The sequence below is a fragment of the Sinorhizobium prairiense genome, from assembly GCF_029201645.2.
Taxonomy (GTDB): domain Bacteria; phylum Pseudomonadota; class Alphaproteobacteria; order Rhizobiales; family Rhizobiaceae; genus Sinorhizobium; species Sinorhizobium meliloti_A.
Genome location: NZ_CP104131.1, coordinates 1,417,285 through 1,439,868 on the forward strand (window position 1 = coordinate 1,417,285; position 22,584 = coordinate 1,439,868).

The following is a 22,584-nucleotide window of genomic DNA, read 5'->3' on the forward strand; positions in this document are numbered from 1 at the left end:
GTCATTGACCGGCTCCTCGCCGCACGGCCGGGATTTCTGTTCAGGCCAATCTCTTTTGTGCGATGGCCTGGCTGACGAAGGCTTGCCCGGCTCGCAGAAGAAGTCCCTCATCTGTCGTGCCCGCCTGATATTCCCGGATCAGCATCCTCCCGAACCGTCGAGCCTGCGCGCTCTCGCGGGGCCATCGATGTTCGCGACACAGCATGTCGAACACACGCTGCAGCGTGTCCAGGTCTTCGGGAAGCAAGGCGATGCCGCCGAACGCTTGCAGTGAACGCACGCCCCACCCTCCTAGTCATCATCAGGGATGCCATTGAGCCCTGCATTATCTTGCCATTGACATGCCGCGATTGAACCCCTGGCGAATCAGGGGTTGCAAAATTTCTTGGGCAGACGCCGTCCGCGATCCTCGAACGGACCGGCCAGGCCATGAGGAACCTTCAGAAATGTCCGGGGTTGATCTGGCAAGACCGAAAGGAGCGAGCCCATGAGCGATCCCAAACATGACGATCTGACCGACCAGCCGATGCCGTCTCCCACATGGAAACCGGAACCGAAAGAATTGGATATGGAGCAACAGCCGCTCCCGGACCAGGGGGCAGAGTTCCGGCACCGAGGAGGCAGACGAGCCGCCGGCCAGAAGTGGCCAGACCACAAAGAAAGAGAAACCGACCGAAGGCGCAGGATCGGACAATCCGATCCATCACACAGGCCGTGTTCCTCCAAAGGTGACCAAAGGCGAGCTTTGAGCACATCGAGCGGCTGACGCAGCTGGGCTTGCCCGCGCGCTCCGGAAACGATCTAATCGCCTCGATTCACGAGGGCGTTTCATCGGGATCGCTTCGCATCCCGCGTGACTATGCAATCGCGTGCATGTCGTTGTGCCTGACTTGGGCACCGTATGGGAGATTGTAGAGGGATCCATGTTCTACGCGATATTGGCCTATCACGAGGAAGAGGTGGTCGAATCCTGGACCAGGGAGGCAGATGCCAAGCTGATGGACGATCTGCTGCAGGTCAATGATCGCCTCGTCCGGCAGAAGCGATTGGGGCCGGCCGCACGGCTTGGCTCGACCAGGGACGCCGTGACGCTGCGGGGCGAGGGTGCCGGCATGATCATCGACGGTCCCTTTGCCGAAACCAAGGAGCAGTTGCTCGGCCTCTACGTGGTCGATTGCCCGAACCTCGAAGCCGCCGTCGAGACGGCGCGCGAATTGCGCCGCGTCAATCCGACCGCCGTCTACGAGATTCGGCCGATTTCGCTCTATCTGCCCGGTGCCGCGCTCTCGGCCCCCGACGAGAATCCGGCCTGATTTCGCGCGGCATGGTTGGTAACCGTGGGAAGGGGCGGTTTTCGTCGATCTTCTGCTCACGCTGCGTGCCTCGACCGAAACGGCAAGCTACGCGACGCGCCGTCTGGGCCGTGCCGGTGCGGCGTATATGCGTTCGAAAGCCGGAACTCAGGATTGAGCCAGGTCCCCAACTGCTCTCTTTGGTTCTATATCGTACCCCATATGTTCAACGCCGGGCTGCGATGGCAATCTCTACGGGTGTAATCGATGCAACCCGAAGGAGAGGCGTTCATGCCCGAAGTACCACACGAACCACTATCAACGAGCGATGAAGACCGGCGAGAGTTTCTGAAAAATTGCGGTCGTTTCGCCGTTGTGACACCTCCTGCAGTGACAATGTTGCTTTCCACCAGCCTGACGTCAAACGCAATCGCCAAGTCCGGCGGCGGCGGTGGCGGCAAGGTTAAAGGCAACAACGGCTGGGGTAACGGCGCAGATCCAAGGAACCCCGGCAGCTCCCATGGCAAGGGCGTAGCTCGCGGCGGCCGCGGCGCGGGACAATCACAAGAAAGCTCGAAGACCGGCCGAGGTCGGTAAGCCAGTCCATTTACGCTTCGCGATGAAATTGGTGTCGCTTCTTGCGCCGTGCGTCATTTCAGACGCACGGCGCTTTCGCATGATGTGAAATTCTGGCGTTGCCTCAGCGATCTCGCTGGGATTGTCCGGAAAACGCCATTCGCAAAACATTGCCTTGACTGAATCGACTAAGTATTTGATTTAGGCTGCGGGCGGACGTGGCGAAACTGGTAGACGCAAGGGACTTAAAATCCCTCGGGAAACCGTACGGGTTCGATTCCCGTCGTCCGCACCACGTTGATTTTGTTCGGAAAATCGAAAATATCACTGCACGCGTCGCTAAATACAAAAACGCGCTTGGCCCTACATTTGGTCCTATCGTTGCCGTAGTGGCCCCGCGCGGTTTGTCCTGCGGGAAGCATAATAAGATAATTACGGAGGCGAAACGATCATCTGCTCGGCCGCTGTCGCAAGCCGCCACCGGACATAGACTCCCGCTGTGGGGACTGCTGAGGTTTGACGCCACGTGCTAGATGGCTAGTTTGCGCCAAAAGCGGCCATCTCGAACATGGTTGGCGATGACCAAAATAGGGCCGGGAGTGGACTGTCCGCTACAACGGTGTTCATTGCAAAAAGCAGACATCAGAGGCGTCCCCGGGGAGGTCCGGGATCGGCCCGAAGCGGCCATCCCCGAAGGTAAAGTTCTCATCGCTACCTTTTGGAAGGAGCAGGACTACGAGTGATTTCTTCGGCGACGAGCTGTTGAAGTCGCCACAGATTTCGGTCGCGGATGCCAGCGGCTTCGAGGTGGCTTACCGTATTGTAAAGGTACTGCGCACATGAACCCGCTGGTCCGCACGCTACGGCGATCCGTGCCGCAGCATCCTCCAAAGGGAGGGGCGCGGTGAGCTGATGGCTCGGGGTGCTTGCCCAGAAGGTCAGGGCTTTGCGTTTTCCATCTGCCGTATGAACGTCCACCCATCTGATCATCGGCGCGACTTCCCGATAGCGGATTTCCCGCGCCAGCAACCGCCTAAGATCGTCAGGTTGGTTGGACTGCCGCGTTCGGAAAGCGATACCTTTGCAGGCCCCGCTGCGTTCGAGGGCGAGCATCAGACCGGGTTTGCCGGACGTAGCTCGCCATCGCTCGATATGCAGTGAGAAGGAGCGGTGCCAGCCGTAGATCGTTCCAAACTCTCTCGCATCGAAGTCGAAGTCCGGATTCCAGATCAGGGAGCCGTAAGCGAATATCCATCAGGGCTCGTTTTTGCTCTCCTCGTTGACCGCTGCACCAAGGCGTCCAGTTCATCCTCTGGGATAGGCGTCCATCTTGGCTCCGGCCCTTCCTCTGGGACAGGCCTCAGCGTCCGCAGGACGAGTTCCGGCGTGAGCGCCATCTTCGTTCTACTCATGATGTCACCCGACATCTTGCTTCGACAATCGCGATGTGAGCGGAGCAGAAATCGAGATAGGCCCGGACTATCGTCGAGGGATGACGCTGCCTCTTGTAGACCAGGTGTAAAGCCGTTTCCGGGAAGGGGTACTCGGGCAGAAGCTCTACCAGTTCGCGTGACTTCAGGTATTCGGCTGCAAGAAACGATGGCAGTTCCGTTGCCACATCTCCTGCCATCGCCCTTGCTTTAAGGTGCAGATAATCATTCGCCGTGAAGGTCGCATTGATCTTTTGCGTCTGGCCTCCGAGTGTCCAGGTGGGCTGCGCATCGAGCGTAGAACCCCATGCCGCACAAGGCAGCCGCAAGATGTCTTGCGGACCTTCTGGCCTATCATGTGCTGCCACAAGCTCGGGGCTGGCGACAAGGATATGCCGAAACGTCAGCATGTGACGCGCGATAACAGTGTCGTCAGCGATTGCGCCCACGCGAAGCGCGACATCCACTCCGTCCGCGAGCAAATCGACGCGCCTCTCCGTGGAATAGACGTTGATCTGAATGCCGGGGTGGGCGCGCTGGAACAAAGCCAGCAAGTCCCACCACGGCTCGAAAGACTGCGGGAGCGATAGACGCAAGCGGCCCACCAGTTGTGCCTGCTCGCTCAAGATTGCTCGTTCAGCTTCCTCAAGAAGATCAATTCCACCACTCGCTTGCTCGAACAACCGCGACCCGGCTTCTGTGGGTCGGCATCCCTTCGCAGTCCTCTCCAGCAGTTGAACCTTGAGGTCCGCCTCCAGCTCAGCCACCTTCCGGCTAAGTGTGGGCAGTGGCACACCGAGACGGGCGGCAGCAGAGGAGAGACTGCCCGTCTGAGCCACCGCGACAAACATTCTGACAGCGTTGTAATCCATGTCGGGGCTTATCGTATAAGAGAGGCTGATTGTCAATTTCGCCTCTACATTACCAATATTGGTTGGCCTATTTTTAGGCGACCGGACGGCTTCTCGTCCGCAAAGATTGGAGATGAGATGCTCGGTTCATCGATACTAAAGGCAGGAGTGATTGCCGCCATGATTTCAACTCTCGGCACCACGTCCTCTGCTCTCGCGGAGATCGCGTATTCAGGGCGGGACAAACTGATCGCTCACTCGGATGAGTTTCAGAAACGGATCATTGAGGTGACCGATGGCGTGTATGCGGCTGTTGGGTACTCTGCCAGCAACGTCATGCTGATCCAGGGCAAAGACGGATCGATCATTGTTGACACATCAGCCAACCCGGTCGATGCGAAGGCGATCATGGCGGCATTCGGAGACCGGTTGCGCCATCCAATCAAGGCAATCATCTATACGCATAATCACCCGGATCATACGGGCGGCGCGACGGTCTTCGCGGGCAAAGACAAGCCCGAGATCTACAGCCACAAACTGCTGGTAACAGCGAAACCGGATACCGGACGGGGACGCCGTGATGGTGGTGACGCTTTCGGAACCATGTTGCCCGACGAAGACTTCATCAATGCAGGGACGCAACTCGAATATGGCAGGACGACCCCTCACACGCGCGACGGCTTCATCCCGCCGACGAAGACGTTCGAGGGCGCGGAAAAAGAGCTGACGATTGCGGGTGTACCGCTCAAGTTGATCTTCACACCGGGGGAAGCTGACGAAAATATCTCCGTATGGCTGCCGGACCCCAAGGTGCTAATCGCAGGTGACGTGTTCCTAAAGACATTTCCCAATATCGCGCCACTGCGCGGCTTGCCTACGCGTCCGGTAGAAAAGTGGGTTACGAGCCTCGATAAGTTGATCGCTCTCGGCCCGGACTTCGTCATCCCCGGCCACATGGGCACCATCCAAAACGCTGCTGAAGCAAAGGATGCCCTCACTGCGTACCGTGACGGCATCAAGTTCGTTTACAGCAAGACCATGGAAGGCATCGCAAAGGGCAAGACGCCGGATGAGCTGGTTCAAGAGGTAAAGCTGCCGGAGAAACTCGCGAAACACCCTTATCTGCAAGAGTTCTACGGAACCGTGGCATGGTCGGTACGAGGCATCTACTCGCAGAATGCGGGCTGGTTTGACGGAAATCCGACCAACATATTCCCGTTGGCTGACAAGGAACGGGCAGAAAAGCTGATCGCACTGGTTGGTGGAAGCGATAAGGTGCTGAAAAGCGCCCAAGATGCTCTGGAAGCAGGCGAGTTCCAATGGGCCGCTGAACAGGCTGACTACCTTCTGGCGGTCGACGGGAAGAACGCAGCCGCCCTCGATGTGAAAATCAGAGCTTTCCGCGAGTTGGGCGAACGGCAGATGAATGCCACCGCCCGAAACTACTATCTCACGGTGGCCAACAGCCTGAAGACAGCTCGCTCCAGCGACAGGTAGACTGTGACAAGGCATCGCCTGACTAACGCCAGGCGATGCCCGCATATCGGCCAAAGGCATGTCTGCTAATGGCGCACAGGCGACATGACGCGGCTGCCAAGACGATGTCTGCTTTCGGGCAGGCGTGATGACGGCCTCTACGACTGACATGGGGGCGCAAAAGAGACGTGGCCTAGCAGCATTCGGGCACTTTGCTGCCGTTCGAGGTCGATCCGAGAAACGTGCGGTATGTGCTAGAATGCAACCGAAGGGCGGAACGCGACAGACGCACTGCGAGGGGCGGTGTGATCGAACCGGAATTCGCGCGACCGAGAGCCGGCGTTGTGCTCTTGGAAGGGGAGACGAGGACCATGCCGACACCAGAGCGACCCAGTCTAATAGTTCGACAGAAATCCCCACAGAACATCGAGTTTCCGTTTGCGTCGCTCTCCGATTGGCTGATCCCAACCGAGCTGTTCTTCGTGCGAAACCATTTCGCGTCGCCGGACCTCGATGCGCGAGACTGGAGATTGCGCGTTGACGGGGCGGTGGAGCGGCCGATCGAACTTGACCTCGACAGCATCAAGGCGATGCGGAGCACGACTTTCACCGCCGTCGTCGAGTGCGCAGGGAACGGGCGCGTCTACTATGTGCCGCCAAAGGAGGGGCTGCAGTGGCAGAACGGAGCCGTCGGCAATGCCGCGTGGACAGGTGTTCTTCTGCGCGAGATTTTGGAAATGGCGGGCGTTAAGCGAACCGCATGTGAGGTTCTGCTCGTGGGCGCAGACAGCGGCGTCGTCGACACGAACAAGAAAACGGCTTCTCCCGGCCCCATCGCTTTTGCGCGCAGTTTGCCGCTTGGGAAGGCCATCGCTGACAGCACGATCCTTGCCTATTCGATGAACGAGGAGGCGTTGACGCGCGATCACGGCTACCCGCTACGCGCGGTCGTGGGTGGGTGGTTCGGCATGGCTTGGGTCAAGTGGATCACGCATATCACGGTTGTGGAGCAACCGTTCCTTGGCTACTGGCAGGCGCGCGACTATTTCCGTTGGGAGCGCAGCCTCGGGGAACCCAGGCTGGTCCCGCTTGCGGAGATGGAGGTCAAAGCGCAGATCGCGCGTCCCGTGCAGGGGGCGCATCTCATCGCCGGCCAACCGTATCGGATTTTCGGAGCCGCCTGGAGCGGAGAGGCTGTTATCCGGCAGGTGCAGGTCTGCACCGGAGATGACAGGGGCTGGCGTGAGGGAAGGCTCCTCGAAACAGAACGTCCCTTTGCATGGCGCTTGTGGGAGTACATGTGGACCCCTGAAGAAGTCGGGCGATATATACTGCGATGTCGCGCGATCGATGGGGCGGGGTGCGTGCAGCCCGAGCTCCCGCGTTCCGACTGCGAGAGCTACGCGGCCAATTGGATCGTTCCGGTGGAGGTTACGGTCGTTCCCGAGCCACAGACGTACGAGGAGGAATTCGTGATCTAATCACCATCGCTTGAAGTCCGAGATCAGTCCAAAGCAAACATGGGGTCAGATACTTGGACAGTCTATTTGAGCCGACCGACTGGTTGCCCCTCCGCGATGCTCCGTTCGCGCGGGCCGCGTGGCGAAGCATTCAGCAACCCTGAGGCAAGCCAACCGCTGGTCTGGAAGCCCTTAGGATTTTGTGTTGCCGTGGATGCTTTCGCGCCTCATGCCATAAGGGGCGCTGAGATCAACAAGGTGCATATGTAGACGATCGATCACGGTAGATCGTGTTCCGGAGCGACGTTCTATCAGGCCGATGTGACGATGGACCTGAGGAATGCCGAACGGAACGGAAACGACCTCATTCCGGACGTCCCGTAAGGCGATCCAGGGGATGACGGAAGCGCCTAGCCCGTTGATCACGCAGGGCACCACGGATGCTATGGTGTCTATCTCGGCGATCGGGTTGGTGACCGAACCGCTCTTCGCCAGTTCCGTTTCGATAAGCTGGGCGAGCCTGAACTTGCTGTTGAACCTGACATACGGCAGCTTCGACAGTATCTCTTCTGCAGACATTTTAGGCGTGCCTTTGGGAGCGATCACGAACAAGGGTTCGTTGATGAACGGACTCCAGCGCAGCGTAGCTGGGATGTTGGAGTACTCCGCGACCATCGCGCAATCCAGTCGTCCGGAAACGACGTCGGCGAGCAGTTCGTCGCTGTTGGCGACGTGCAGCTTGATCTTGAGCTCGGGGTAGTCCTTCTTGAGAGCCACGATCGCTCTGGGAAGCAGGGAAAGGGCGCTTGATCGAACTGACCCGATGATAAACGTTCCTCCGATAGCTCTGCCGGATATGGCGTCGATGACGTCGTCGGCGGAACGGACAATAGTTCGCGCTGTTTCCAGGAGCCTCAATCCATGGCCGTTTAGCGTCATCGGTCTCGTCGTCCTGTCAAAAAGCTCCGCGCGGACCTCGACCTCCAAGGCTTGGATCTGTTGACTTATGGCCGAGGGTGTGAGGCCCACGGCATCAGCCGCCTTCGCGAAGGTTCCATGCTCTACAATGGCAATGAAGGTCTTGAGTTGGCGCGTATCCACTCGCAGGAAGCCTCAAATTAAGATTTGCTGTTCAACATAGACAGAATTATTCGCTTTAATCAAGACATTCTTATGTTAGGGTCCGTGCTCAGAAAATGCCGAGAGGAGCTTGGGCGTAGGGAGGATGTATTTGAGGGGCCGAAGCGTCTCTGCGTCCTCGCGCATTTCAGTCGAGGTACGCATGGCAAGCCGCAACATCCTGGTCACCGGACCAGCCATCAATGAACAAGCCGCTCAGCTAGCGGTCAGTAGAGGGTATGCGGTAGCCTATGTTCCGCCTTACACCAGCGAAGAAGATCTCATTCGTACGGTGACCGAGGTGGACCCGGTGGGCGTCATTGTTCGGATGGGCCGGTTCGGAGCGGCTGCTATCGATGCCGCTCCATCGCTCCGTGTCCTCTCCAAGCACGGGGTCGGGGTTGACAATATCGATGTGGACGCGGCGTCGCGCAGAGACATTCCTGTAGTCGTCGCCGCCGGCGCGAATGCCCTTTCCGTTGCTGAACATGCGATCGCCCTCATCCTTGCGTCCGTGAAGCGGATCGTTCCGTTGGACAGCGGTCTCCGTGCTGGTCGCTGGGAGAAGCCGGGCTTTGCGGGGAAGGAACTTGCCGGGATGACCGTAGGATTGGTGGGCTTCGGGGCGATCGCCCGGCAGACCGCCGCCTTTGCCCAGTCCCTGGGCATGAAGGTGCGTGCGTACGATCCATTTGCCGACGAAAACGCGTTCGCATACGCCGGAGTTGCAAGGGAGACGGACGTCGACGTCCTCATAGCGGGCTCCAACATAATTAGCCTCCACTGCCCGCTCACGCCGGACACGCGCAAACTGCTGGACGACAGGCGTCTCGGCCTCATGAAACCGGGTTCCTACGTGATCAACACCGGAAGAGGCGGCTTGATCGACGAGGATGCCCTCCTGCGGGCGATCGAAAGCGGCCACATCGCCGGAGCGGGACTGGACACCTTCCAGACCGAACCTCCCGCAGCGGATCATCCTTTTTGGAATCACCAGAATATCGTCGTCACGCCCCACATCGGAGGTGTGACTGAGGAGGCGAACGCCCGGGTCGGCGTCGAAGCCGTCGAAGGCGTTCTTGCAGTCGTGGAAGGGCGGCCGCTCGGTCGCGAGAGGATCGTGAACTTCCGGGCTCTGGCCAACACCCCGACCTGATCGTCCATCACTACCAAAACATCAGGAAATGAGGAGAAGACGTTGACAATCGGATTCAGGGTTCGGAACAGGGACAGGGCCATCGATCAGCATTGGATCGACAAGTTCAGGGAACTCCCCGTCGCCAACATCAGCGACAGCATGCACCGCATGTACGCCGCCGGCGCGCAGCTCCGGCCGATGCACCGCCAGGGCAAGCTGGTTGGTCGCGCCCTCACCGTAAAGGCACCGCCAGGAGACAACCTGATGCTCCACAAGGCGATGGACATGGCCGTGGACGGCGACGTCATCGTCGTGGACGCGGGCGGCGACGTCACCCATGCGCTGATGGGGGAGATGATGCTCGACTACGCGCGTCGCCGGGGCGTCGTAGGCTTCGTCCTCAATGGCGCCATCCGGGACGCTGATGCCTTCCTGGAGATGAACGTTCCCTCCTATGCCGTTGGCGTGACTCATCGCGGTCCCTACAAGAACGGTCCGGGAGAGATCAATACGCCGATCGCGATCGGCGGCATGGTTGTCACGCCGGGTGATCTGATCGTCGGGGATGCAGATGGAGTTGTCGTCGTTCCGATCGACGACGTTGCGGAAGTCTACGAACGGACTGTCGCGAAGCACGCCGCCGAGCAGACGCAGATGGCGGCGATCGCGGCAGGAACACACAACCCGACCTGGTTCAACGACGCGCTTGCGAAGGGCGGGTGCGAACTGCCGACCGGAAATTAGGATCCTGTCCGGCATCTCCTTGGGAGGAACTGCCGGACAGCCATCTCGACGTAAGGGCCCGGAGTCGCTGGGCGCCGACGACATCGCAATTGCTATCCGTGGGAGGATAAAATGAAGCAGTTGATCAGGAATACCACGCTTACAGCCACGCTGTTGCTGGGCACGAGCATGGCCCATGCCGAGTGGCCGGCCGACCGCCCGATAGAGTTCATTGTGGCGTTCGCCCCCGGCGGCGGCACCGACGTGATGAACCGCACCCTCGCTCCCTACCTCGAGGAAGAGCTTGGTGCGAAGATTACAGTTCTCAACCGGCCCGGAGCCTCTGGGGAAATCGCCTATACCGCACTGACGGAAGCACGGCCGGACGGCTACACAGTCTCCTCTCTCAACACGCCGGGCTACCTGACTATGCAGATGGACCGGAAGGTCCGTTTCGACCCCGCGAAGCTTTGCTTGGTCGCGCGTATCGTCGAGGATCCGGGCTCCTTCATCGTCCAGGCGAACTCGGAGTTCAACTCGCTCAAGGATCTGGTCGCCTATGCCAAGGCGAACCCCGGCGCAGTCACGGTGGGCACGACGGGCCTCGGAACGGACGAGCATCTGGCAATGCTCCAATTGGAAAAGTCGGCAGGAATCGACCTCACTGCCGTCACGTTCAATGGCGCGAACGAAGCCCGGACCGCCTTGCTGGGGGGCCATGTCATGACCATCGGCATCAATGTCGGCGAATTCGTCAGCAGCGACAGTTCAGCCTTCAAGAACCTCGGCCAGTTTGCTGAAGAACGCTCTGTCATCGCCCCCGATCTCCAGACCGCCAAGGAACAGGGCTTTGAAGTCCTGATGAGCTCGGAACGCGGCATCGCGATGGGCTGCGAAGTTCCCGAGGAGATCCGAATGAAGTTCTCAGACGCGGTCAAGAAAGCTCTCGACAACCCCGAGTTCCAGGCGAAGGCAAAGCAGCAGTCACTCGCGCTTTCCTACCTATCGGCGGAGCAGTGGAACAAGGAGCTTCCTGTCCGAGGAGAACGCCTCGGAGCGATCTGGAAACTCGCCAAGGAACAGAAGTAATGGAGGATTCACGCAAGGCTGGAGGGACTGGCGATCGGCCGGACCTCCTTACAGCCGCTTTGTTCGTGGGGTTCGGAGCGCTTGGCCTTTGGGCCGGGCGTGACCTGACCATGGGCACGGCCTCCGCGATGGGGCCGGGCTACCTTCCGCGAGTCATCTGCTGGCTGTTGATTATCGTCGGAGTGACCGTTGGCGGTTTCGGAGCAGTTCGGGCACGCGAGGATATAGCAAAGCCCAAGCTCTGGCCGCTTGTGATCATCCTTGCGGCGGTGGTGGGCTTCGCATTCGTTGCGGAATTCTTCGGCTTCGTTGCGGCGGCAGTCTGGCTGCTTCTCGTTGGAAGTATCGCCGACCGCGAGTCACGGCTGCGCGAAGTCATCCTTCTCACTGCTGGACTGACGGCGTTCGGCGCCCTCGTGTTCATCGTCGGCTTGGGCGTTCAGATGCCCATCTGGCCCTCCTGGGGTTAACCCATGAACTTCATCGACCTTCTTGCGCTCGGTTTCAGCGAGGCGTTCACTCCCACCAATCTGGGCTTCTGCCTGTTGGGAGCATTGCTGGGAACTCTCATCGGCGTCTTGCCTGGTATCGGACCGACCGCGACCATCGCCGTCCTTCTGCCGATCACCTTCTACCTGCCTCCTCTTGCAGGCCTCATCATGCTCGCCGGCATTTATTACGGCGCGCAGTACGGAGGCTCGACGACGGCCATCCTCGTCAATCTTCCCGGCGAGGCCTCATCGGTAGTCACGGCGGTGGACGGCTATAAGATGGCGCAGAAGGGGAGAGCTGGCGCGGCGCTTGCCGTGGCGGCGCTCGGGTCCTTCTTCGCCGGAACCGTCGCTACGCTCGGCATTGCGATCGCTGGGCCGACGCTTTCGTCGTTCGCACTTTCGTTCGGACCTGCAGAATACGTCTCGCTCATGCTGTTCGGCCTGCTGGCCGCCACTATTCTCGCCCGTGGGCCGGTGCTCAAGGCGATCGGGATGATTCTTTCGGGTTGTTGCTTGGCATGGTCGGTATCGATGCAAGTTCCGGCGAGGAGCGTCTGACGTTCAATGCCGTTGAATTGTTCGACGGCATCGACTTCGTGGTGATCGCGATCGGCCTGTTCGGCTTCGCCGAGATCATCGAGAACCTGGAGAATGTCGAGGCTCGCGGCGTCCTGGTCAGCAAGCTGAGCCGGCTTTGGCCATCTCGCGAGGACTTCCTTCGTGCCTGGCCTGCAGTCCTTCGTGGAACAGGGGTCGGCACCTTCCTAGGCGTCCTCCCCGGCGGCGGTGCGACACTCGCATCGTTCTGTGCTTATTCGGTTGAGAAGAAGGTATCGAAACGACCGGAGGAATTTGGCGAAGGTGCCGTCGAAGGCGTCGCCGGACCTGAGGCTGCCAACAACGCCGGCGCGCAATCGGCGTTCATCCCGCTGCTTACACTCGGCATCCCATCAAACAACATGATGGCCATGATGCTGAGCGCCTTCATCATCCACGGCATCACGCCGGGGCCGACGGTGCTCCAGACCCAGCCGGAGATCTTCTGGGGACTGGTCGCGAGCATGTGGATCGGCAACCTCATGCTTGTCGTCATCAACCTTCCGCTCATCGGCGTCTGGGTGAAGTTGCTGACGGTGCCGTACCGGCTGCTCTATCCTGCTATCCTGCTGTTCTGCTGCGTCGGCGTGTACAGCATCAACAATCGCATCTTCGACGTGGTGCTTGCCGCGGGCTTCGGTCTCCTGGGATATGCTTTTCGCAAGGCCAAGTGCGAGCCGGGCCTGCTTCTTCTGGGTTTCGTGCTGGGACCGCTGCTCGAAACGAACATTCGCCGGGCCATGACGATCTCCCACGGAGATCCCAGCGTGTTTGTCGAACGACCGATCAGCCTTGTCCTGCTGCTTGCGACAGCAGGCCTGCTTTTCCTGATGATCCTGCCATCGTTCCGCAAGACACGCGAAGAGGCGTTCCAAGACGAAGAGGTCTGATCCTCAAGCAAGACCCGGTGGCCGGATGAGTTCGGCCAGCGCTTTCTTCGAATACCGCCCGCCTTCTATGTCCGCAACACCGCTCTACGTATCGTTGCTCGACCGCAACACCCCGCCTCAAGATGTTTATGTCCGTTGATACGCGAGGCCGACGACGTCATCACCAGCAAGGTTCCCGTACGAGGGCCGGCGATCGGACGCCGCAGAACTGAATCTCGTCGCGGTTGCCGCCACCGGGACGGTCGTGGAGGTCGCCGCCTGCGGCGAACATAGGGATCACCGTCTCGGAGTAGTTTTGCCGTCTGCTGGGATGTCCGCTCCGGAATTTTTCGCGGATCCGCTTGACGGCCGGAATGGGGGCGCAAACCTGCTGTCTCCGCGCAACGAACTGGCAGTCCGCTTCGGGCCGACTGCCGCCATGTCGCTGAGGCGCCGTAGTAAGCCACCACTGGACAACGCCTAATACGCTTAAATAATGGTAGTTTATGGAAGACGATATCGCCCTAGCGCACAAGCATAGTGCTAACCATCGAGCGGAAATCGAAACGAGCTCACTCTGTGGCTGCTTCTACTGCTGCTCAACCTTCCCACCTAACGAGATTGATGATTGGGTGGACGATGACCGCACAGCTCTTTGCCCACGCTGCGGCATTGATTCCGTCATAGGTGACGCCTCCGACTTCCCCGTGACGACTGTCGATTTCCTGACACGGATGAAACAATATTGGTTCTAGACGTCCGCTTAGGGCCGAGTTGCGCCATGGCGCGAGCAGGTTCGGATGGCTGCAATGGGGTCGAAACCGGTGTTTCAACTCCGGCTCCGGCATGGAGGGCGGTCGCGCCGAGGTCAGGACCGGCGGCGGCCTGTTAGACGGGGTTAAAATCGGGCTATTGCCCACCAACTCGAAAACTACGCGCCACTCACCCGCGCGGGCCCCGGCAGTCCGTCCCGTCGTCCGCACCAGAACCGCCAGATACCCCACCAGCCAAGTGCTCCGCCTTCCGATTCCGGCGTGCTACTGCCTGAGACAGGCAACTCTCAAGAGCCGGAGATCTCGAACGGCTGATCGACGCTTGCGCTCCTGCCGCTGTTGGTGTCGTTGAAGCGGTAGCGCAGCACATAGTTCCCGGATGGCGCCCCGGCGACGTCGATCCTCAGCGTCGCATAGATTTCCTGGTTGCGCTGATAGCCCTTGAAGGTGAAGTCGCCGAACGCCTTCTGGCTGGCGAGGACCTCTCCCTTCGGGTTCAGGATGTCGAAGTCGACCGTGAAGCGTGTCTCGAGCTTGCCCTCGTCGCTTGCTTCCTTCCAGGTAAGTCCCACGGGCTCGACATAGGATATGAGCGTTTCGCCGGCTTCGAATACCGGGTCGGGCCGGGGCTCGTACATTGCAAAGCCCGCCGGTGCTTCTGTGACGAAGACCGCCTTGCCGATGGCGAAGGGAAGGGTTTGCGAAAAGTCGCCCACGGCCTTGCGCAAGGTTTCGTGCGCGCCGGCGGCATCGCCGGAGCTCGCCTGCTGTTCGGCCTTCGCCGCAGCGTCGGCAAGCGGACCCGCCTCTGCCTGCGTGTCGGCAAGCATGACGGTGACGTTCGTGAGGGCCGCCAGCAGGAGCAGGTATTTCGGCATCGCGCTTTTCCAGAATGCCCGATCGCTCTGAGCTTTCGGTATTTGGCACCCCAAGTCAAGGCAAGGCTGAAGCGGGCGGCGGCCGTTACTGCTTCCAGAAGATCGGAGTGAGCACGACGAGGACGGTCAGGACCTCCAGACGCCCGAGCAGCATCATCAGCGACAGCAGATAGAGCTCGGGATCCTGGAGTGTCGAGAAATTGCCCGCAGGGCCGATAAGGCTGCCGAGGCCGGGGCCGACATTGGAGAGGCACGTGATGACGGCCGAAACGGCCGTGACGAGATCATAGCCGAGGGCGCCCATGACCAGGCTGCCGAAGACCCAGAGCAGGATATAGGTGATGAAGAACAGCAGGATGGCGCGCTGCACGTCCGCGTCGACCGTATTCTTCCCGTACCGGACCGCGTAAATCGCATTCGGGTAGACGAGCTTGTTCAGGGCAGACCGAATGGCGTTGAAGAGCACGACGAACCTATAGGCCTTCATGCCGCCCGCCGTCGAGCCCGAACAACCGCCGATGAAGGTGCATATGAACGCGACCATCACCGCGAACGGTCCCCAAAGGCTGTAGTCTTCGCTCGCATAGCCCGTGGTCGACAGTATCGACGTGATATTGAAGAAGGCATAGGTAAGCGCCAGGTGGAACTCGACACCGTTGGCGAGCCGGTGATAGGCGGCAACCGCAACCGAGAATGCCGTGAGATAGCCCAGAAATACGATGATCTGAGGATCGCGGAGGGCGTCCAGCCGTCCGCGCACGACGAGCACGATCAGGATGGAGAAGGGCAGGCTGCAGAGCGTCATGAAGAACGTGCTGACCCAGAGCAGGGGAATGCTGGAAAAGTAGCCGAATGACGCATCGTGAGTTGAAAAGCCGCCTGTCGCGACGGTCGTCATCGCGTGGTTGATCGCGTCGAACCTGTTCATCCCGAGCATGGCGTAGCTGATCGCGCACAGCAGAGTTATCGATACGTACACGACGAGGAAGGCGCGGCCGAAGCTTGCGAGCCGGGCAAAGGGTTTGTCGCTGGTGTCGGAGGATTCCATCTTGAAGAAGGACATGCCGCCGACACGCAGATAGGGAATGATGAACAGGCCGAGAACGACGATGCCTATGCCGCCGAACCAGCTCAGGAGCGACCGCCAGAGCAGGAGGCCGGGCGGCGCGTCATCGAGCCCGACGATTACGGTCGAGCCGGTCGTCGTTACCGCCGACACGGACTCGAACAGGGCCTGGGCGAAATCCAGATTCACCGAGGAAAGCCAGAGTGGAATGGCGCCGACGATCGAAAACACGATCCACAGGATGTTCACCACCAGGAAGCCGAATTTCTTCGAGAAGGGCGGAGGACCTGCGCGTGTCGCCATGAACGTCGTCGACGAGATTGCGCCCGTCATGAAGGCCGTCACGGCGAAGACCTGCCAGTCCGCGTGGCCGTAATAGAGATCGACCAGAGCCGGAATCAGCATCGCGCCGGAGAGATAGAGCCCCAGGATCGCCGCGAGATGGACAGCATGCCGGATCAGATTCGCGTTCAAGCTCTTGATTTCCTGCAAGCGGTTTGTCGGTGGGCCGGCGATCGCCCGAAGCGGGCGCGATAGTGCCGTGCGTGACTGATTCGTGTCAAATCGATGGTCTCCGACGCGGCAATGTGCAATAGCGACTGCCATCGGCAAACTCAACGGGTGAAGTCACGTGATGAAGCAGGATGTTGAAAAAGCGGCAGCGGCAATGCGCGAAATCTTTCCGCCGACGCCGCTTCAGCTCAACGAGCACCTGAGCGCGCGCTATGGGGCGACCGTCTTCCTGAAGCGCGAGGACCTTTCGCCGGTGCGCTCCTACAAGATCCGCGGCGCCTTCAATTTCTTCCGCAAGTCGCTCGGCTCCGGAGCGGCCGGGAAGACCTTCGTTTGCGCGTCCGCGGGCAATCACGCTCAGGGCTTTGCTTTCGTCTGCCGTCACTTCGGCGTTCCCGGCGTCGTCTTCATGCCCGTGACGACGCCCCAGCAGAAAATCGACAAGACGCGCATGTTCGGGGCCGAATTCATCACGATCCGCCTCGTCGGCGATATATTCGATCAATGCTACAAGGCGGCGCGCGAGCATGTGGAAGCGATCGGCGGCGTCATGGTGCCGCCCTTCGACCATGAGGATATCATCGAAGGCCAGGCCACGGTTGCAGCGGAGATAGCCGAACAATTGCCTGCCGGCCTCGTCGCCGATCTCGTCGTCCTGCCCGTCGGCGGGGGCGGCCTGGCCGCGGGCGTGACCGGCTATTTGGGCGACAGCCTCTCGGCCGATCGTTTTCTGTTCTGTGAACCGGAGGGGGCGCCGAGCTTCAGGCGCAGCCTGGAACTCGGCAGCGTCGTTACGCTCGACCAGGTGGACAATTTCGTCGATGGCGCGGCAGTCGCACGGATCGGCGACCTGAACTTTGCTGCGCTCCGGAGATTTTCGCCGGAGCAGGTGTTGCTGCTGCCGGAGAATGCGATCTGCCTGACGATCACCGAAATGCTGAATGTCGAGGGCGTGGTTCTCGAACCCGCCGGCGCGCTTTCAGTCACCGCACTGGAAGCGCTTGGCCGCGACAGTCTCGAAGGCAAGATCGTCGTAGCGGTCGTTTCCGGAGGCAATTTCGACTTCGAGCGTCTGCCGGACGTGAAGGAGCGGGCCATGCGCCATGCCGGGCTCAAGAAATACTTTATCCTGCGGATGGCGCAGCGCCCGGGCGCGCTTCGCGATTTCCTCGGTCTCCTGGGCGAGGAGGACGACATCGCCCGGTTCGAATATCTGAAAAAATCGGCCCGAAACTTCGGCTCCGTGCTTATCGGTATCGAGACGAAGCACGCCGAGAATTTTCCGGTCCTCAAACAGCGTTTCGATGCAGCGGGGCTGCGCTACCAGGATATCACCGAGAACGAGATGCTGGCCAACTTCGTCATTTGAGAAGGCGGCACGTGACCGGCGCCGGTTCACCATTTTTCGCTTTGACAGGGCCGGCGAGCACAGCTAACTGTGAGACATGGCATCGTTTTTCTCGAAATTATTCGGTCGCTCCGGCGGCTCTGAAACGCAGGCGCAGCCTGCGGCAGGCAAGTCCGAGAACTATGCGGATTGCGTAATCCGCGCGACGCCTCAGCGCGAGGGGTCGCAGTACCGGCTTGCCGGCAGCATCGAAAAGTCGATGCCTGACGGTGCAACGAAAGTGCGCAGCTTCATCCGGGCAGATCTCTTCACCTCCGAGCAGGACGCCATCGACTCGGCGTTGCGCAAGGGACGGCAGATCATCGACGAGCAGCGCGCGGCCCTTTTTGCCGACGACGCTCAGTCCCGGCCAGTCTGACGTCCGGTACCTGTGACGAGCACAGGGATCAGGCAATCAAACAAGCCGAGCCGGATGCGGAAAAGCATGTTCGGCTCTCCGTCCGCATCAGGAGTCAAAGCTTGATCCTGAACCGGGCGAAACCGTCGCTGCCGTCGCCTGCATCCTCGATCTTCACCGCCTTGACCTCTGCCAGGAATCGACGCGCCTTCGGGCCGCTATCGAACAGCACGCTCGTGTCCTTCTGCGGCGCAAATGTCCAGTTCGCGTCCGCAGAGGGGTTGATCGTTCCCTGTTCGACGATGTAGCGCACGATGACATCACGGTTGGTGTCGGGCGCGACGAAGACGACCTTGTCGCCGGCGATGCCCGGAAAATTGCCGCCGCCGCCGGCACGGTAGTTGTTGGTCGCTACGACAAATCTCTGCTTGGGATCTATCGGCTTGCCATCGAATTTCAGGTCGCGGATGCGGCTGGCCGCCGGGTTCGCCACGTTGCCGTCCTTGTCGTATTTCGCAGGCTGCGAGAGGTCGATCTGGTAGGTGACCCCGTCGATCACGTCGAAATTATAGGAAGGGAAGTCGCCATTGATCAGGCTTGCATCGGCTGATCCCGGCGCGATCCGGTTGAAGATGCCGGCGGACATTTCGAGCCAGTTGCGCACCTCGTCGCCGGTGATGACGACCGCCTGCACCGTATTCGGATAGAGGTAGAGGTCGGCAACGTTCTTGATGGCGATGTCGCCCGCTGGAACGTCCGTATAGTACTCGGCGCCGCCGCGCCCGCCGGCCTTGAACGGCGCCGCGGCGGAGAGGACCGGCAGGTCGCGGTGCTCGGTGTCCTTGAGCATGTCGCGGATATACCAGGTCTGGGCCTGGCTCACGATCTGCACCGACGGATCGTCCGCGACGAGCGCGAAATAGGAGTAGAGCGGTGCGGAGGTTTTGCCGACGGGGGTGCGGACATAGGCGAGCGTCGCTTCGTGGTCCTTCTGCGCGGCTGCCAGCACTTCCGGCTTGTCACCGACCTCGGCGATCACCTTCTTTTCTTCCCGGCGAAAGATGGGCCGCGCCTCGCTTGTCGAACCGATCACACGCCACTCACCCCCGTCGCGTTCGAGCAGGAGATCGATGAGGCCGAGATGCGATCCCCAGAAGCCGCCCATGACGCCGGGCTTTCCGGAAATCAACCCTTTGGCATTGTCGACGCCCGGCGTTCCGTCGAACTTGGGTCCCGGAAAATCGAGGTGGCTGTGGCCGGTGACGATGGCGTCGATACCTTCGATCGCCGCCAGGGGTACGGACGCGTTTTCGAGATTTTCGGCATAGGCCTGCTGCCCTATGCCGGAATGGGACAGAGAGATGACGATGTCGGCACCTTCCTCGCGCATTTGCGGCACCCAGGCTTGCGCGGTCTTGACGATGTCGCGCGCATTCGCCTTGCCTTCCAGGTTCTTGGCGTCCCAGGTCATGATCTGCGGCGGCACGAACCCGATGAGGCCGATGCGGATCGGGTGTTCCTGACCGGCCCCGTCCTTCACTTTCCGATGGAGGATCACGTAGGGCTTCAGGAAGAGCTTGTCCTGGCGCGGGGCGGCGGCCATGGCGCCATTGATCAGATTGGCGCAGACGATCGGAAAGTTTGCGCCGTTGATCACATTGAACATGAAGTCCAGGCCGTAATTGAACTCGTGATTGCCCAGCGTGCCGCAGTCATAGCCGAGCACGTTCATCGCGGCGATGACCGGATGCATGTCGCCTTCCTTCATGCCGCGCTTGTAGGCGATGTAATCGCCCATCGGATTTCCCTGAAGAAAATCGCCATTGTCGACAAGGATCGCGTTCGTCGCCTCGGCGCGGATGGCGTCGACGATCGAAGCGGTGCGCGCCAGGCCGAGCGTGTCGTTCGGCTTGTCGGCATAGTAATCGTAGGGAAAGACATGGACGTGCAGGTCCGTGGTTTCCATGATCCTGAGATGCGCCTGGTTCGCAGCCGCGCGGGTCGCGAAGGGATGCAGCACGACACATGCCGACGTGGCGGCAAGACCGCCGAGCAGGGTCCGGCGCGAAATGGGATGCAAAACGGTCATCGGTGATCTCCCCTCGAAAGCGCGTTCAGATAAGCGCAACTATGGCGGAATGGCCCGGCTACGCAAAGCGGCTGATTTTTGCAGACGGGGTTACCGCCGCGTCTCGGCGGATCACGGTCTCAGATGCCGACATTGGGGCGGTCGATGACCTCGCGCAGCGAAAAACTCGAATTGATCTTTACCACATGCGGCAGCGCCGAAAGCCAGTCGCGGTGGATGCGTTCATAGTCCTCCAGATCCTTCGCTGCCACGCGCAGGATATAGTCGTATTCCCCGGACATCAGGTAACAAACGAGCACATTGGGGCAGAGCTTCACCGCGGCTTCGAACTCCGCAAGCGTCTTAGCGAACTGCCCGGAGAGCGAAATATGCACGATGACCATGATCTTGTAGTCGAGCGCCTTGTGGGCGATACGCGCATGGTAACCGGCGATCGTCCCGGACTTTTCGAGGATATCGACCCGCCGCGAACAGGCGGACGGCGAGAGGCCGACCCTCCCTGCGAGGTCGGCGTTCGAGATTCGGCCATCCTGCTGCAGAATGCGCAGAATCGAACGATCGATAGCATCCAAGCCAGCCATTCGCATCTTCTTTCGAATAGTCGTTGTTTTGCGCAATAACTCCCTAAAGCAATGCATGGATGAGCACGTTTTTGCAAGGACATTCGGAATGCCATCTGCTTTGCTGGACCCCTCATCAGCGCGGCAAAAAAGCCCACAGATAGGAGAGGAACGCGAAGATGCGTGTCGGTTGCCCGAAGGAAATCAAAAACCATGAATACCGTGTCGGCCTTACGCCCGGATCAGTACGGGAATATGTAGCCCACGGCCACGAGGTCATCGTGGAAACAAAGGCCGGGGCAGGGATCGGGGCGGATGACGACTCCTATCGCGCAGCCGGTGCGAGGATCGTACCGACAGCCAGGGAAGTCTTCGAAAAGGCGGATATGATCGTCAAGGTCAAGGAGCCGCAGCCCTCCGAATGGGCGCAACTGCGCGAAGGCCAGATTCTCTATACCTATCTTCATCTCGCACCGGACCCGGAACAGACCCAGGGACTTCTCAAGTCCGGCGTCACGGCGGTCGCCTACGAGACCGTGACGGATGAGCGCGGCGGGTTGCCGCTGCTTGCGCCGATGTCCGAGGTCGCGGGACGGCTGGCGATCCAGGCGGGCGCGACCTCGCTCCAGAAGGCAAATGGAGGCCGCGGAATCCTGCTCGGCGGCGTACCGGGCGTCCTTCCGGCCAAGGTCGCGATCATCGGTGGCGGCGTCGTCGGCCTGCATGCTGCCAAGATGGCTGCGGGTCTCGGGGCCGACGTTTCGATCCTGGACCGGTCCCTGCCGCGTCTGCGCCAACTCGACGATATCTTCAACGGCCGTGTCCATACGCGCTATTCGACGATCGATGCCTTGGAAGAGGAAGTCTTCTCCGCCGACATGGTCATCGGAGCCGTGCTCATTCCCGGCGCTGCTGCGCCGAAGCTCGTCACGCGCGAAATGCTGTCCGCCATGAAAAAAGGCGCTGTCATTGTCGATGTCGCGATCGACCAGGGCGGCTGCTTCGAGACGTCGCATGCGACGACGCACTCCGAACCAACCTATGAGGTCGACGGCATCGTGCACTACTGCGTCGCGAACATGCCGGGGGCCGTGCCGATCACGTCGGCGCACGCACTCAACAATGCGACGCTCCAATACGGACTTCAGCTCGCCGACCGCGGCCTCAAGGCGATCGCCGAGGACCGGCATCTGCGCGCCGGCCTCAATGTCCACCGAGGCCGCGTAACCAATGCGGCCGTGGCCGAAGCGCTCGGCTACGACGCCCACGCTCCCGAGGCCGTCCTTCACGTCGCCTGACACGCTGAACCGCCCGGCGCCGTCAAGCGCCGGGCTCCCACTCAGGCCGCTTCGATGCGGCACTGGTAGCAGTTGTATTTTCCCGAGCGAACATGCACGAAGGCGACGTCCGGCCGTGCCAGCAATTCCTCGGCCCGCTGCTCGAGGTACTCGGCATCGACGGCCCCGCCGGTGCCGTAGACGATGCGCTCATCACTCCCGTAGCCACGCAGAAGATAGCTCTTGCTGGACGCGAGAATCGGCGGCACGGAGGCTCCGTCGTGAACCGCGCAATTTTCGGCATGCATGAAGATCGGTCCCGTTTCGGCATAGGCCTGAACCGACGAAAACGGCCGGTAGGCCAGAACGAGATAAGGCTGGCCTTCATCGACATTACGAAGACAGTGCCGGCACGGCACGCCGTCGCCGTCCGAAATGCGCCGCTCGGGCCGGTGGCCATAGGCATCCCGCCCGCCTTGCCTTAGCCGTTCCGCCTCTTCGACGGGCATTGCAACGTAATTGAGTTTCATGGCGCTTCTCCCGATTGGCTGAATTCAGGAGAAAGATGC

At 60.4% G+C, this 22,584-nt stretch carries 20 protein-coding genes, 1 tRNA gene and 2 pseudogenes; 14 read left to right on the top strand and 9 right to left on the bottom strand.

All coding sequences use genetic code 11. The annotated features are described in order from the left end of the window. Nucleotides 1–40: 40 nt before the first annotated feature. Entirely contained in the window at nt 41–280 is a 240-nt protein-coding gene (locus N0Q91_RS09425) for a hypothetical protein (RefSeq protein WP_018094959.1), read from the bottom strand. A gap of 207 nt (nt 281–487) precedes the next feature. Here N0Q91_RS09425 and N0Q91_RS09430 point away from each other — a divergent pair. The 4 genes and pseudogenes from N0Q91_RS09430 (at nt 488) to N0Q91_RS09445 (ending at nt 2,163) form a co-directional block, all read left to right on the top strand. Further along, nucleotides 488–749, top strand: a pseudogene (locus N0Q91_RS09430) (hypothetical protein). A 174-nt stretch (nt 750–923) separates the two neighbouring features. Then, the gene (locus N0Q91_RS09435) at nt 924–1,313 is read left to right on the top strand and encodes a YciI family protein (RefSeq protein ID WP_100674231.1); all 390 of its coding nucleotides are present in this window, start codon (nt 924–926) and stop codon (nt 1,311–1,313) included. A gap of 270 nt (nt 1,314–1,583) precedes the next feature. Beyond that, entirely contained in the window at nt 1,584–1,889 is a 306-nt protein-coding gene (locus N0Q91_RS09440; protein ID WP_018094956.1) for a hypothetical protein, read from the top strand. Between the two features lie 191 nt (nt 1,890–2,080). Next, nucleotides 2,081–2,163, top strand: a tRNA-Leu gene (locus N0Q91_RS09445). Between the two features lie 416 nt (nt 2,164–2,579). Here the strand turns inward: N0Q91_RS09445 and N0Q91_RS09450 are convergent. After that, nucleotides 2,580–3,119, bottom strand: coding sequence for a gamma-glutamylcyclotransferase (locus N0Q91_RS09450; protein WP_375341941.1), 540 nt, complete (start codon nt 3,117–3,119; stop codon nt 2,580–2,582). Nucleotides 3,120–3,276: 157 nt separating this feature from the next. Beyond that, entirely contained in the window at nt 3,277–4,206 is a 930-nt protein-coding gene (locus tag N0Q91_RS09455) for a LysR family transcriptional regulator (protein WP_410177260.1), read from the bottom strand. An 81-nt stretch (nt 4,207–4,287) separates the two neighbouring features. On the opposite strand from N0Q91_RS09455, the gene N0Q91_RS09460 reads away from it, so the two are divergent. Continuing rightward, nucleotides 4,288–5,646 (top strand): alkyl/aryl-sulfatase, encoded by a 1,359-nt coding sequence (locus N0Q91_RS09460; protein ID WP_275597938.1) that lies wholly within the window; start codon nt 4,288–4,290, stop codon nt 5,644–5,646. A 350-nt stretch (nt 5,647–5,996) separates the two neighbouring features. After that, entirely contained in the window at nt 5,997–7,106 is a 1,110-nt protein-coding gene (locus tag N0Q91_RS09465; protein WP_275597939.1) for a sulfite oxidase, read from the top strand. A gap of 171 nt (nt 7,107–7,277) precedes the next feature. Here N0Q91_RS09465 and N0Q91_RS09470 read toward each other — a convergent pair whose 3' ends face one another. Next, entirely contained in the window at nt 7,278–8,186 is a 909-nt protein-coding gene (locus N0Q91_RS09470; RefSeq protein WP_275597940.1) for a LysR family transcriptional regulator, read from the bottom strand. 181 nt (nt 8,187–8,367) lie between these two features. Between N0Q91_RS09470 and N0Q91_RS09475 the strand changes: the two genes are divergently transcribed. The 5 genes and pseudogenes from N0Q91_RS09475 to N0Q91_RS09495 all read left to right on the top strand — a co-directional run bounded on the left by N0Q91_RS09475 (nt 8,368) and on the right by N0Q91_RS09495 (nt 13,135). Further along, nucleotides 8,368–9,360: a hydroxyacid dehydrogenase gene (locus N0Q91_RS09475; protein ID WP_275597941.1), complete on the top strand. Its 993-nt coding sequence runs from the start codon at nt 8,368–8,370 to the stop codon at nt 9,358–9,360. Between the two features lie 42 nt (nt 9,361–9,402). After that, complete coding sequence (locus N0Q91_RS09480; protein ID WP_275597942.1) at nt 9,403–10,086, top strand: RraA family protein; 684 nt, start codon at nt 9,403–9,405, stop codon at nt 10,084–10,086. A 111-nt stretch (nt 10,087–10,197) separates the two neighbouring features. Next, complete coding sequence (locus N0Q91_RS09485; RefSeq protein ID WP_275597943.1) at nt 10,198–11,154, top strand: tripartite tricarboxylate transporter substrate binding protein; 957 nt, start codon at nt 10,198–10,200, stop codon at nt 11,152–11,154. Next, the gene (locus tag N0Q91_RS09490) at nt 11,154–11,624 is read left to right on the top strand and encodes a tripartite tricarboxylate transporter TctB family protein (protein ID WP_275597944.1); all 471 of its coding nucleotides are present in this window, start codon (nt 11,154–11,156) and stop codon (nt 11,622–11,624) included. The genes N0Q91_RS09485 and N0Q91_RS09490 overlap by 1 nt, the downstream gene beginning before the upstream one ends. 3 nt (nt 11,625–11,627) lie before the next feature. Then, a pseudogene (locus tag N0Q91_RS09495) lies at nt 11,628–13,135 on the top strand (tripartite tricarboxylate transporter permease). Nucleotides 13,136–14,174: 1,039 nt separating this feature from the next. On the opposite strand, the gene N0Q91_RS09500 reads toward N0Q91_RS09495, so the two are convergent. Both N0Q91_RS09500 and N0Q91_RS09505 read right to left on the bottom strand, forming a co-directional pair. After that, a complete protein-coding gene (locus N0Q91_RS09500; protein WP_275597945.1) occupies nt 14,175–14,765 on the bottom strand; it encodes a hypothetical protein in 591 nt (196 codons plus the stop codon). 85 nt (nt 14,766–14,850) lie between these two features. After that, a complete protein-coding gene (locus N0Q91_RS09505) occupies nt 14,851–16,305 on the bottom strand; it encodes a TrkH family potassium uptake protein (protein ID WP_100674319.1) in 1,455 nt (484 codons plus the stop codon). A 160-nt stretch (nt 16,306–16,465) separates the two neighbouring features. On the opposite strand from N0Q91_RS09505, the gene ilvA reads away from it, so the two are divergent. Next, entirely contained in the window at nt 16,466–17,713 is a 1,248-nt protein-coding gene (gene ilvA / locus N0Q91_RS09510) for a threonine ammonia-lyase (protein WP_100674250.1), read from the top strand. A 76-nt stretch (nt 17,714–17,789) separates the two neighbouring features. Next, complete coding sequence (locus N0Q91_RS09515; RefSeq protein WP_100674251.1) at nt 17,790–18,110, top strand: HlyU family transcriptional regulator; 321 nt, start codon at nt 17,790–17,792, stop codon at nt 18,108–18,110. Nucleotides 18,111–18,204: 94 nt separating this feature from the next. On the opposite strand, the gene N0Q91_RS09520 is transcribed toward N0Q91_RS09515, so the two are convergent. Together N0Q91_RS09520 and N0Q91_RS09525 are read right to left on the bottom strand one after the other, a co-directional pair. After that, nucleotides 18,205–20,178, bottom strand: a complete 1,974-nt coding sequence (locus N0Q91_RS09520) for a bifunctional 2',3'-cyclic-nucleotide 2'-phosphodiesterase/3'-nucleotidase (RefSeq protein WP_275597946.1) — start codon at nt 20,176–20,178, stop codon at nt 18,205–18,207. A gap of 119 nt (nt 20,179–20,297) precedes the next feature. Then, nucleotides 20,298–20,759, bottom strand: a complete 462-nt coding sequence (locus N0Q91_RS09525) for an Lrp/AsnC family transcriptional regulator (protein WP_018094938.1) — start codon at nt 20,757–20,759, stop codon at nt 20,298–20,300. A gap of 158 nt (nt 20,760–20,917) precedes the next feature. Between N0Q91_RS09525 and ald the strand changes: the two genes are divergently transcribed. Beyond that, nucleotides 20,918–22,036 carry an alanine dehydrogenase gene (gene ald / locus N0Q91_RS09530; protein WP_100674253.1) on the top strand — a complete coding sequence of 373 codons (1,119 nt, stop codon included), beginning with the start codon at nt 20,918–20,920 and terminating at the stop codon, nt 22,034–22,036. A 41-nt stretch (nt 22,037–22,077) separates the two neighbouring features. Here ald and N0Q91_RS09535 read toward each other — a convergent pair whose 3' ends face one another. Continuing rightward, nucleotides 22,078–22,545 carry a DUF1203 domain-containing protein gene (locus N0Q91_RS09535; RefSeq protein ID WP_018094936.1) on the bottom strand — a complete coding sequence of 156 codons (468 nt, stop codon included), beginning with the start codon at nt 22,543–22,545 and terminating at the stop codon, nt 22,078–22,080. Nucleotides 22,546–22,584 lie beyond the last annotated feature (39 nt).